1 protein-coding gene is annotated in these 13,990 nt (G+C 63.6%); it reads left to right on the plus strand.

Features of this window, described 5'->3' with window-relative positions; genetic code table 11:
* The first annotated feature begins 8 nt into the window (after positions 1-8).
* Positions 9-13,955, plus strand: coding sequence for a non-ribosomal peptide synthase/polyketide synthase (locus QFW87_RS15750; RefSeq protein WP_283188196.1), 13,947 nt, complete (start codon positions 9-11; stop codon positions 13,953-13,955).
* Positions 13,956-13,990: the final 35 nt, after the last annotated feature.

A 13,990-nucleotide genomic window follows, 5' to 3' on the forward strand; every position in this document is an offset into this window, starting at 1 on the left:
CGCTTTCAATGACCACCGAAAAAACCACCGCCAATCCGATTGAAGACATCTACCCGCTGTCGCCGTTGCAGCAAGGGATGCTGTTCCACTCCCTGCTGCACGAAGATTCCGGCGTGTACCTGATGCAGGATCGCTACCGAATCGGCGGTGCCATTGATGAAGTGGCGTTCCTTGAATCGTGGCGCCAGGTGGTGGCGCTGCACCCTTCCCTGCGCGCCAGTTTTCAGTGGAAAACCCAGAAGCAACCGGTGCAAGTGATCCATCGCGACGTCAAGGTTCCCCTGGACACCCTCGATCTGCGTGGGCTCGCCCCGCATGAACAGGAAGCGCGGATCCGCACGTTGTTGGAAGAGGAGCAGAAAGTCGGTTTCAACCTGTCGAAGCCGCCGCTGATTCGCTTTCGCCTGGTGCGATTGGCCGATGAGTCCTACGAATTCATTCGCAGTTTCCACCATATCCTGATGGACGCCTGGTGCATTTCCCTGGTGACCGTGGACTTCCTCAAAGTCTACGAAGCGCTGTGCAATGACCGCACGCCGGAGCTCAAGAGCCCGCGCCCGTTCCGCGATTACATCCAGTGGCTGCAACGCCAGGACGCAGGCAAGGCCGAACAGTTCTGGCGCGGCCAGCTGCAAGGGCTGAATGCACCAACGCCACTGACCGTGGACAACGGCGTGGCCCGCGACCGCTACACCGACGCGGTGCTGGTGGACGATCATCTGATTCACCTGACTGAGCCAGAAACCCAGGCTCTGGCGGCGTTCTGCCGTAGCCGCCGGATCACGCCGAACACCTTCTTCCAAGGCGTCTGGTCGCTGTTGCTATCACGTTACAGCGGTCAACGGGACGTGCTGTTCGGCGTCACCGTCGCCGGTCGTCCGGCAGAGCTGACCGGCGTCGCAGAAATGATCGGCCTGTTCATCAACACTTTGCCGCTGCGGGTGTCAGTGGACCCGGAAGCATCGTTGGGCAGTTGGCTGAGCGAGCTGCAAGGGCTGAACGTCGACATGCGCGACTTTGAGCACACGCCCCTGACTGACATTCAAGGCTGGAGCGATTTCCCCCGGGGCGAAACCCTGTTCGACAGCATTCTGGTGTTCGAAAACGCCCCGATCGACGAGCAGATTCTGGAAGGTGGTTTCCAGTTCAGCCTCGAAGGCATGGACCACAGTGTGCACACCCACTACGGCTTGACCGTGGTGATCCTGCCCGGCGAGCAGCTAGGCATTCGGGTGTCTTACGACCGCGAGCGTTTCGAGGCCCCGACCGTGCAGCGCTTGCTCGGTCATATCGCCAGCCTGGTGCGCAGCATGCTTGACGCACCGGAGGCGTTGCTGGGCAGTTTCGAACTGCTGGCTGCCGATGAGCGCCAGCAACTGCTGGGTGAGTGGGCGGTCAACCCCCACGACTTCCCGCTGGATCAAAGTTACGCCGAACTGTTTGCCGCGCAGGTCGCCCAACGCGGCGGGCAGATTGCCGCGATCTGCGACGGTGAATCCCTGACCTACGCCGAACTGGATCAGCGATCCACGCGCCTGGCCCACGCCTTGCGCGAATTCGGGGCCGGTGAAGATCAACTGGTCGCGCTGGTGGCCCCGCGTGGCCTGGCGCTGTTGACCATGATGATTGCCGTGTTCAAGGCTGGCGCCGCGATGCTGCCGCTTGAAGTCAATCATCCGCCAGAACGCCTGCGGGAAATCCTCAGCCTGTCCCGCGCGCCGTTGCTGGTGGCCAGTGAAGTGTGCAGCGCGCTGCTCGATCAGTTGCTCAGCGGCCTCGATCAGGCGCCAAAGGCCCTGTTCGCCGAAGCCTGCTGGACCGGTGACAACGACGCACCGCTGCCATTGGCGGGCGGCCCGGACAGCCTGGCCTACGTACTGTTCACCTCGGGTTCGACCGGTACGCCCAAAGGCGTGATGATCGAACAACGGGGCATGCTCAATAACATCTTCGGCAAAGTGCCGGCGCTGGGGTTGAGCGCCGAAGACCGGATTCCACAGACCGCTTCGGTGGCGTTCGACATTTCCGTGTGGCAGTTCCTCGCCGCGCCAGTACTGGGCGCCACGGTACACATCCTGCCGGACGACGTGGCGCATGACCCACAACGCCTGCTGCAAGTGATCGCCAGCGAACGCCTCAGTGTGCTGGAAATCGTCCCGAGCCTGATGCGCACACTGCTTGCGCTGTGCCCGTGCGATCTGCAACTGCCCGACCTGCGCTGGGTACTGCCCACTGGTGAAGCGCTGCCGCCGACCGTGGCCCGGGACTGGTTTGCACGTTTCCCCGACATCGCACTGATGAACGCCTATGGCCCGGCCGAATGCGCCGACGACGTGGCCTTCCAGCCGATCTTCGAAGCACCGGACGCTAACGTCAGCCATATGCCCATCGGCCAGCCGACCGCCAACAACCGCTTGTACGTGTTGGATGAAGCGTTGCGGCCGGTGCCAATTGGTGTGGCTGGGGAAATCTGTGTAGGGGGCGTCGGTGTCGGCCGCGGCTACCTGCACGATCCGCAGCGCACCGCTGATGCGTTCATCGACCATCCTCAACTGGAAGGTCGCCTGTACCGCACCGGCGACCTCGGGCGCTGGCGTGCCGATGGCGTGATCGAATACCTCGGCCGCCGCGACCAGCAGGTGAAATTGCGTGGACACCGGATCGAACTGACCGAAATCGAACACCGTCTGGCCCAGCACCCGAACGTGCGCGAAGCCGCCGTGCTGCTGCGCGAAAACAGCGTTGGCGAAGCCTGGCTGGTGGCCTACTGGTCGGCCCATGACGATACGTTGGGCAACGACGGGTTAACCGAACACCTGCGCGCACAACTGCCGCCGTACATGGTGCCGGCGGCGTTCGTGTGCCTGGAGCGCTTGCCGCTGAACAACAACGGCAAGGTCGATCGCAAGGCCCTGGCCGCCCAGGAACTGAGCTGGCAGGCCGACACCCAGGAAAGCATCGCACCGCGAAATGAGCTGGAAGCCGCCGTGGCGAAAGTCTGGGCTGAGGTTCTAGGTCGTGACACCGTCGGAGTGGAGGATAACTTCTTCACCCTCGGCGGCCACTCGCTGCTGGCCACTCAGATCGTCGCGCGCCTGCGCAGCCATTTCAAACTCGACCTGCCGTTGCGGGTGCTGTTCGAACAACCGACGGTAGCGCTACTGGCCGTCGCCATCGCCGCGCGCCAGGCTGACGCCGCCGCACCACAAGCCGTCGCAATCAGCGTGCCAAAGGCCCTGGTCCGTCCGGCGCTGCTGCCGCTGTCGTTCTCGCAACAGCGCCTGTGGTTCATCGAGCAACTGACGCCGGGCACGACGCTGTTCAACATCCCGTTCGCCCTGCACCTCAAAGGTGAACTCAACGTCGCAGCGCTGCATGCCAGCCTGAATGACTTGCTGGTGCGTCATGAAATCCTGCGTACCGGCATCCGCAGCACCGATGGCGTGCCCAACCAGCACATCAGTGATTCGCTGAACATTGCATTGCCGTTCGATGATTTGTCGGGCCTGGGCGCGACGGCTCGTGAAGGTGCGCAGTTCAATGCCCTGCAAGAAACCTTTGAGCAACCGTTCGACCTGACTTCACCGCCACTGCTGCGGGCGCGTCTGCTACGCGTGGCGCCGGGGGAACATGTGCTGGGCATCGCCCTGCATCACCTGGTCTCGGACGCGTGGTCGGCGACCATCGCACTGCGCGAGCTGACCCTGGGTTACGAAGCCCGTTGCAACGGCGCGCCCGCCGAACTGCCGGCCTTGCCGGTGCAATACGCCGACTTCGCCCTGTGGCAACGGGAACACCTGCAAGGTGCCGAGTTCAAGCGCCAGCTCGATTACTGGACCACCACGCTGGATCGACGCAACAGCGAAGGCAGCCCATTGCTGGCACTGCCGACCGACCATCCACGGCCGTCGATGCAAACTTACCGCGCCGGGATCGTACAGCGTGAACTCAGTGCCGAACTCAGTGGCCGGGTGCAAGCCTTCGCCAGTCGCCTGGGCACCACGCCGTTCACCGTGTTGTTCGCCGGCTTCGCGGTGCTGATGCACCGTTTGAGTGGCGACACCACGGTGCTGATCGGCACCCCGGTCACGCACCGCGAACAACCGGGCACCGAAGGCCTGCTCGGCATTTTGCTGAACAACCTGGCGATCCGTGCCGACTTTGAACCACAAGCAGATTTCACCGCGCTGGTGGGTCAGGTGGCCAAGCGCTTGCGCGAAGGCTTGCAGCATCAAGACCTGCCATTCGAGCAATTGGTCGACAGCCTGCAACTGCCACGCAGCCTCAGCCATGCTCCGCTGTATCAAGTGATGGTCGCGCAGCAATTGGCCATGGAGTCGCGGCTGCGTTTCCCGGGACTGGACTTCGAGGCCCTGGACACCCCGCTCAAGCACTCCGAATGCGATCTGGATTTGCACGTGCTGTGCCCGGCCAATGCGCCGATTCAACTGGAGTTGATGTTCGCCCTGGACCTGTTCGCCGCCGACAGCGCCCGCCAGACCCTCGCCCGCCTGGAGCACTTGCTCGAGCAAATGCTCGCCGAGCCGCAACGCCCGGTGGCTGCCCTGCCACTGCTGATGGCCACGGAATGGCAGCGCACCGTGGTCGAGTGGAACCGCACCGAGATGGAGGTGCCACAGCATCTGACCTTCGCCCAGCTGTTTGAACAGCAGGCCGAGCGCACGCCTGAGCGCGATGCGCTGTGTTTCGAAGGTCGCAGCCTGAGCTACGCCGAACTGAACCGCCGGGCCAACCAGGTGGCGCATTACCTGCGCAGTCGCGGTGTGGTCGCCAATCGTCCGGTGGCGCTGTGTGTCGAGCGGTCGCTGGAGTTGTTGATCGGTTTGCTGGGCATTCTCAAAGCGGGTGGTGCCTACGTGCCGCTGGACCCGACCTATCCGGTCGATCGTCTGGCGTACATGCTCGAAGACGCGCAACCGGCGTTGTTCCTCGGCCAGCAAGGCTTGATGGAACAGTTGGGCGCCGAACTGCCGCGTCTGCGGCTGGACAGCGACGCAGCCCTGTTCGCCGATCAACCGGACAGCAACCTCACGCCACTGGCCGGTCCCGATGACCTGGCCTACATCATGTACACCTCCGGCTCGACCGGTAAGCCCAAGGGCACGCTGGTCACCAACGGCTCGGTGGTCAACCTGGCGTGGGCGCGCATCCATGGCTTGTATCGCCGCTATACCGATCAGCCGATGCGCACCAGTTTCAACTACTCGTTTGCCTTCGACAGTTCGGTGGCCGAGCTCATCTTGCTGCTCGACGGTCATAGCCTGTACCTGACTCCGGAAGACGTGCGCTATGACCCCGAGGCCCTGGCGCAGTTTTTCCGCGAAACCCGCCTGGAAGCCTTCGAATGCACTCCGGCGCAGCTCAAGGCCCTGCTCGAAAGTGACGGCGTGCGTCGTGGCGAAGTGTATTTGCCGCGCTTCGTTCTGTTTGGTGGCGATGCGGTGGATGCGCAGCTTTGGCAGCGTCTGCCGTCGATTGCCGGCAGCCGCTTCTTCAACACCTACGGTCCGACCGAATGCACGGTTGATGCGACCGGTTGCGCCGTCGACGATTTCCCGCAGCGTCCGATCATCGGGCGGCCAATCGCCAACGTGCGCACGTACGTACTCGATGCCTTCCTCAATCCGATGCCGGTCGGCGTACCGGGGGAACTGCACATCGGCGGTGCCGGCGTGACCCTGGGCTACCTCAATCGCACCGAACAGACCGCGAAGGTGTTCATCGACGACCCGTTCTCGCCGCTGGCGGGTGCGCGGATGTACAAGTCCGGTGACCTGGTGCGCTGGCTCCCTGACGGCCAACTCGAATACCTGGGGCGCATGGACCATCAGGTGAAAATCCGTGGTTTCCGTGTCGAACTGGGTGAAATCGAAGCGCTGATCGGCGCCCAACCGGGCGTCCGTCAGGCGGTGGTATTGGCCCGTGAAGACGTGCCCGGCGACAAGCGGCTGGTGGCTTACGTCACCTGCGATCAGCAGGCCGACATCAACGCCTGGCGCAAAACCATCGGCGCCGCCCTGCCCGACTATATGGTGCCGTCAGCGTTTGTGCTGCTCGATGAGTTGCCGCTGACCGACAACGGCAAACTCAACCGCAAGGCCCTGCCTGCCCCGGACATTCAGGCTGAACCCGACGCCCAGGACCCACCGCGTACTGTCGCCGAACAGCAACTCGCCGCCCTGTGGTCCGAGCTGCTGAACGTGCCGCTGACCCAGATCGGCCGCGACAGTCACTTCTTCTACCTCGGCGGTCATTCGCTGCTGGCAGCGGTGCTGTTTGCCCGATTGCGCCAACAGTTCACCACGGTTCCGCCGCTGCGTGCGGTGTTTGAACACCCAACCCTCGATGCACTGGCCGCCCTGTTGGGTGAGCCGCTGCAAGCGCCAGCGGCGACCTTCGTTCCGGTGGCACGTCCCGCCCGTTTGCCGTTGTCGTTCGAACAACAACGCTTGTGGTTCCTCGAACAATTGAGTGCTGGCGGTGGCGAATATAACGTGGTCAGCGCCGTGCAGTTCGACGGCGAGCTGAACACCCAGGCCTTGCAATCCGCCTTGAACAGCGTGGTTCAACGCCACGAAATCCTGCGCAGCCGGATCGTGCGTGAGACCGATGGCGAGTTGGCGCTGATCATCGAACCGCAGGTCAACCTCACCTTGCGCGTGGCAGCGCTGGATGCGGCGACTGACGACACCTGGCAACAGCTGACCGATGAGGCCATCCACGCCGAAACCGGGCAGCGTTTCGACCTTGCCACTCAAGTGCCGATCCGCGCCACGCTGATTCAACGCAGCGGCCGCACCCAGGCGTTGCTGTTACTGACCGTGCATCACTGCGCCACCGACGATGCCTCCAGCCAGAATCTGCTGGATGAATTGGCGCAGTTCTACGCCGCGCAATGCCAAGGCGCCGTCGCCACACTGCCGAACCTGGCGCTGCAATACCCGGATTACGCGCTGTGGCAGCGTGAATCAGGGCAGCAGGCGTTGTTCCGCAGTCAACTCGAGTACTGGCGCACGCAACTGGAAGACGGCAACTACCTGTTGGACCTGCCCACCAAACAAGGCCGGCCAAACCAGCTCGACCCGGTTGCCGGCGCGGTACAACTGCAACTGCCGTCAGAACTGGTGGGACGCTTGCGCCAGTTCGCCCAGCAACGCGGCGCCACCCTGTACATGTTGATGCTCAGTGCGGCGCAGTTGTTGTTGGGACGTTACGCCAACCAACGCGACGTGCGGATCGGCAGCCCGGTCGCCCAGCGTCCGCTGGCCGAACTGCAACCGCTGATCGGTTGCTTCGTTAACACTTTGGTGATGCGCGCCGACCTCGACCCAGCGCTGAATTTCGAAGGCTTGTTGAGCCAGGTGCGCGATAACGTGCTGGACGCCCAGCAGCATCAGGACGTGCCGTTCGATCAGGTCGTTGAGCACTTGGCGCCGGAACGCAGCCTCGCTCAGACACCGTTGTTCCAGGTGTTGTTCGTGATGCAGAACGCCGACACTTCGGCCAGTCACTGGCCGCAATTGCAGGTTCGTGAACGAGCGGTAACCGCTCAGGCGACCAAGTTCGATCTGAACTGGGAAGTGCATGACGGCGAGGTGCTGTCGGTGTTGCTCGAATACCGTGCCGCGCTGTTCAGCGAAACCACGGCCCGACGTTGGTTGGTGCAATGGCAACAATTGCTCGAAACCATGCTCGATGCTCCCCAGGCCCGCCTTGGCGACTGGTCACCGTTGACGGTGCCGGAGCGTCAACGCCAATTGGTCGAGTGGAACGCGACCGAACGTCATTACAGCGGCCCGACCAATCTGCACACGGCCCTGACCCAGCAAGCGGCGCTGAGCCCCAACGCCCCGGCGCTGGTGTTCGAAGGCCAGCGCCTGAGTTATGCCGAACTGGATCAACGCGCGCAAACCGTCGCCCGCGCCTTGCGCGCTGCCGGTATTGGCAGCGGCGCCATCGTTCCGGTGTGCATGGAGCGCTCCGTGGAAATGGTGGTGGCCTTGCTCGGCATCGTGCATGCCGGCGCAGCGTGGTTGCCGCTGGACCCGGAATTGCCCGCTGCACGGTTGGCGTTCCTGATCGCGGACGCTGATGCTCAGGTCACCTTGACCCAAGCGCAGTGGCTGTCGCGCTTGCCGGCCGGGCGCAAGGCCTGGACCCTCGACGCCTTGCCACCAGCGCCTGCCGGTGAACCGATCAGCGTCAGCCCGAGCGATCTGGCCTACGTGCTCTACACCTCCGGTTCAACCGGCCAACCGAAAGGCGTGATGAACGAACACGGCGCCTTGATGAACCGTCTGCACTGGATGCAGGACGCCTTCCCGATTGGCCCGGATGACCGCGTCTTGCAGAAAACCCCGTACAGCTTCGACGTGTCGATATGGGAATTCTTCTGGCCGTTGATCACGGGCGCCACGCTGGTGGTCGCTCGCCCGGACGGCCATCGTGACCCGGCGTACCTCAGCCAATTGATCCAGCAAGAGCAGGTCACCACCCTGCACTTTGTGCCGTCGATGCTGCGTGCGTTTGTCGAAGAGCCAAGCCTGGTCAACTGCCGCAGTCTGCGCCAGGTGTTTGCCAGCGGTGAAGCCCTGCCGGTGGACCTGGTACGGCGCTTCATGAGCCAACACCCGGCGGCACTGGTCAACCTCTACGGTCCGACCGAAGCGGCGATTGACGTCTCGGTATGGCGTTGCTCGGTGGACGATCTGATCGTGCCAATCGGCAAGCCGATCGCCAACCTGCGCCTGTACATCCTCGACGAAGCCATGCAGCCACTGCCCATCGGCAGCATTGGCGAGTTGTACATCGGCGGCGTCGGCGTAGCGCGCGGTTACCTGAAACGTGCGGACCTGACCGAGGAACGTTTCCTCGCCAGCCCGTTCCTCGACGGTGATCGCCTGTACCGCACCGGCGACCGCTGCCGCTTCCTCGCCGATGGCAACGTCGAATACCTCGGCCGTCTCGACCATCAGGTGAAGCTGCGTGGCCAACGGATCGAACTGGGGGAAATCGACGCTGAACTGCTGGCGCAGGCCGGCGTTCGCGACGCTGCCACGTTACTGCTTGATCAGCGTCTGGTGAGCTACTGGTGCGGTGACGCCGAAGAAGCCTCGCTGCGTGCGGCATTGAGCGACAACTTGCCGCCGCACATGCTGCCAAGCCTGTTGGTGCAACTCGACAGCTTGCCGCTCAACAGTAACGGCAAACTCGATCGCAAGGCGCTGGCCGCCCTGCCATTGCCGGAAACCAAAAGCGACCAGCCACGCAGAGCGCCGCGCAACACCACTGAAACCGTGCTGTGCGAGTTGTTCAGCGAAGTGCTGGAATGCCCGTCGGTGGGGATCGACGATCATTTCTTCCACCTCGGCGGCCATTCCTTACTGGCCACGCGACTGGTCGCCCGGGTTCGTGAACGCCTCGGTGCCAGCCTGCCGCTGGCGCTGGTGTTCGCCCAGCCGACGGTGGCGGCGCTGGCCGGTCATCTGCGCGCGGCGATGCCGGGCGAACTGATCACCGCCCAACCGCGTCCGGCACAGTTGCCGCTGGGCCTGGCGCAGCAGCGGTTCTGGATGCTCAGCCGTCTGGTGCCGGATTCGCGCGAATATCACATGCCGTTCGCCCTGACCTTGCATGGCGAGCTTCAGGTTCAGGCCTTGCGCGAGGCATTCGAGCAAGTCAGCGAGCGCCATCTGGTGCTGCGCAGCCGCATCATCGAAGTTGAAGGCGAGCCACAGTTGCTGATCGACAATCAGGGCCCGGCGCTCGCGGTCACTTCGGTCACCACACAAGACTGGGCGGCGGCGTGCGCCGATGCTCAGAACGAGCTGATGGCACCGTTCGACCTAGCCACCGCCGCACCTTGGCGTGCACACCTGTTGCAACGTCAAGGCAGCGTCGAAAACCTGTTGCTGGTGTGTCTGCATCACAGCGCCACCGACGGTTGGGCGGTGCAGTTGCTGATCGACGAATTGGCCCAGGCCTACAGCGCTGGCCTTAACGGGCAGTCGCCTGCCTGGACCACCCTGGACGTCGACTATGTTGATTTCGCCCTGTGGCAGCAGCACGCAGACACCCAGGCTCGGCGCAATGACAGCCTCAATTACTGGAAAAATCACCTCGGCCAGGACGACTACCAACTCGATCTGCCCCTGGACCATCCACGCGGTGCCGAAGCGGATCGTCGCGCCCAACTGCTGACAGTCAGCCTCGGCGCTCAGCGGGCGGAAGCGATCCGTCAGTTCGCCCGCCAACGCGGCACCACCACCTATGTCGTTCTGGCCACTGCCTTGAGTGCCTTGCTCGCGCGCTATAGCGGTCAGCGTGAAATTCGCCTCGGCACCCCGGCCGATCAGCGCGATCAGCCGCAAACCCAGGCACTGCTTGCGTGTCTGGTGAATACGTTGGTGATTCGCAGTGAAGTCGATCAACAGGCCCCGGCCGAGCAGTTGCTGGCCAGCCTTGAAGCCGATTTGCGCGCAGCCCAGGCCCATGCCGACCTGCCGTTCGCCACATTGGTCGGCGCCGTGGCCCAGCGTCGCGACCTGAACCGCACACCGCTGTTCCAGGTGATGTTCTCCCTCAACCACGGCCGCATGGACAGCAGCCAATGGCCGGGCCTGAACATCGAAGAGCAGACGCTGCCGGTGATCGACGCCAAGTTCGAACAGAGCTGGGAAGTCCAGGACGATGGCAGCGACATGATCCTCGCGCTGGAATACCAGGCGGCGCTGTTTGACGAATTGACGATGCAGCGCTGGAGCGCGCAATGGTGTGCGCTGCTGGACGCACTGGTGGCGACGCCGGCCCGGACGCTGGTCGAGTTGTTCCCGCAACAACAGGATCAGCAGCAACTGGATCGCTGGAACGCGACCGAACGTCATTACAGCGGCCCGACCAATTTGCACACGGCCCTGACCCAGCAAGCGGCCCTCAGCCCCAACGCCCCGGCGCTGGTGTTCGAAGGCCAGCGCCTGAGTTATGCCGAACTGGATCAACGCGCACAAACCGTCGCCAAAGCCTTGCGTGCGGCCGGTATTGGCAGCGGCGCCATCGTGCCGGTGTGCATGGAGCGCTCCGTGGAAATGGTCGTGGCCTTGCTCGGCATCGTGCATGCTGGCGCGGCGTGGTTGCCGCTGGACCCGGAATTGCCGGCTACGCGGTTGGCGTTCCTGATCGCGGACGCTGATGCTCAGGTCACCTTGACCCAAGCGCAGTGGCTGGCGCGTTTGCCGGTCGGGCACAACGCCTGGACGCTGGATGCGTTGCCAAAAGCAGAAAGCGGTGAACCGATCAGCGTCAGCCCGAGCGATCTGGCCTACGTGCTCTACACCTCCGGTTCCACCGGTCAACCGAAAGGCGTGATGAACGAACACGGCGCCTTGATGAACCGTCTGCACTGGATGCAGGACGCCTTCCCGATTGGCCCGAACGACCGCGTCTTGCAGAAAACCCCCTACAGCTTCGACGTGTCGGTGTGGGAGTTCTTCTGGCCGCTGATCACTGGCGCAACGCTGGTGGTCGCTCGCCCGGACGGTCACCGCGATCCGGCGTACCTCAGCCAATTGATCCAGCAAGAGCAGGTCACCACCCTGCACTTCGTGCCGTCGATGCTGCGAGCCTTTGTCGAAGAACCGAGCCTGGTCAACTGCCACAGCCTGCGTCAGGTGTTCGCCAGCGGCGAAGCGCTGCCGGTGGATCTGGTGCGGCGTTTCATGACTCAACACCGGGCGGCACTGGTCAACCTCTATGGCCCGACCGAAGCGGCCATCGACGTCTCGGTATGGCGCTGTTCGGTGGACAACGTGATCGTGCCGATTGGCAAACCGATCGCCAACCTGCGTTTGTACATCCTCGACGAGGCGCAACAACCTCTGCCAATAGGCAGTATCGGCGAGCTGTACATCGGCGGGGTCGGCGTGGCGCGCGGTTACCTGAAACGTGCGGACCTGACCGAGGAACGTTTCCTCGCCAGCCCGTTCATCGACGGTGATCGCCTGTACCGCACCGGCGACCGCTGCCGCTTCCTCGCCGATGGCAATATCGAATACCTCGGCCGTCTCGACCATCAGGTGAAGCTGCGCGGTCAGCGGATCGAACTGGGGGAAATCGATTCGGCGCTGTTGAACCAACCTGGTATCACCGGTGCCTGCACCCTGGTGATCGACAACCGCTTGGTGGCGTTCTACAGCAGCAGCGCCGCGCAATCGGAGCTGGGCGCGCTGCTCACCGCCCAACTCAAAAACCAGCTGCCGGCGTACATGGTGCCGGCGGTGTGGGCCGAAGTGCCGGCCCTGCCCCTGACCACCAACGGCAAGATCGACCGCAAGGCCCTGGCCAACCGGCCACTGCCGCAGACTCAGGCAGATCACGTCGCACCGCGCAACGAACTGGAAGCCCTGCTCTGCCAGTTGTTCGGTGAACTGCTTGGCGAAGCCTTGACCGGTGGCCGTGAAGTCGGGACTTCGGACAGTTTCTTTGCCTTGGGCGGTGATTCGATTCTCGGTCTGAAACTGATCTCGCGACTGCGTGAACAGGGTTATTCGCTCACGCCAAAAGACCTGTTCCGCTCGCCGACCCCGGCGGCATTGGCTCAAGTGGCCAGTCCGTTGCTGACGCTGGCCGAACAAGGCGATGTGACCGGTGCGATGCCGCTGATGCCGTTGCATCAGTGGTTCTTCGACCAGCAACAGCCGCAGGCCGCGCACTGGAACCAATCGGTGCTGGCCGACAGCGACCGGCGTCTACAGCCAGACCTCGTGCAGGCGACCCTTGACCGTCTGGTCGCCCACCACGACGCCTTGCGCTTGCGTTTCACTGAGGTTGACGGGCAATGGCAGGCGCAGATCGCACAGGTATCGCCCGCTCAATTGAGCTGCTGCGAACACCCTGAGCAACTGCAGCAAGTCGCGCAAAGCCTGGATCTGCAACACGGTCCGCTGTTCGCCGCTGCGTTGCTCGAAGGCGAGCCGCAACGTTTGTATCTGGTCGCGCATCACCTGGTCGTCGACGCGGTGTCCTGGACGCCGCTACTGGAAGATTTCCAGCAGCTGTATCAAGGGCTGGAACGTGGCGAGAACCCGCGTCTGCCGGCGAAAACCACGTCCTACCGTCAATGGGCCGAGCATATGCACGCTCATGGCGGCAAGGTCAGCACCGAACAGCGCTACTGGAGCGCCCAAACGACCATGAACGTCGCGCCGGTGGCCACGGTCGCCGAGCGTCAGACGCTGTCGGCCCGTTGGGATGCGGCCCGCACCCATCAATGGCTGACCGAATCGCATGCGGCTTACCGCACACAGCCGGAAGAACTGCTGATCGCCGCCCTCGCCGCCACCCTGGCGGAGGCCGAAAGCCGTGCCGACATCGTGGTCGATCTGGAGCGTCATGGTCGCGATGCGCCGTTTGAAGGCCTGGATGTCAGCCGCACCGTCGGTTGGTTCACCACCCTGTTCCCGCTGCGAGTGAACGCAAGCGGTCCCCCCGGCGATCAGGTGCGCAACGCCAAGGAAGCCTTGCGCGCCGTGCCGGGTCAGGGCCTCGGCCACGGACTGCTGCGCCAGCGCGGCGAGTTGCCGTCGGGCCGTGGCGATGTGTTGTTCAACTACCTGGGGCATGAGCAAACGCCACAGGGCTGGTTGCGCGCCAGCACCTTGACCCCACCGCCGGAAGTGGCGTTGGCCAACCGGGTGACCCACGGCCGTGAAGTGGTGGCCTGGCTGGAAGACGGTGTGCTGCGTGTCGAATGGCACAGCGTCACCCCGGTCGCCGACAGCCGCTTGCCCGCTCGCCTGTTGGAACACCTGCAAGCACTGGTCGGGCATTGCCTCGACCCGCAGGCCGGGACGCTGATGCCGTCGGACTTCCCGCTGGCCAAAGGCATGAACCAGGCGACCCTCGACACCCTGCTCAAACGCCTGGGGCCGAAGAAGTGAGCCCCGACCTCGACCTGAATTTGACTTCGGAGTGC

The sequence above is a fragment of the Pseudomonas sp. PMCC200344 genome (assembly GCF_030053095.1).
GTDB classification, from domain to species: Bacteria; Pseudomonadota; Gammaproteobacteria; order Pseudomonadales; family Pseudomonadaceae; genus Aquipseudomonas; species Aquipseudomonas svalbardensis.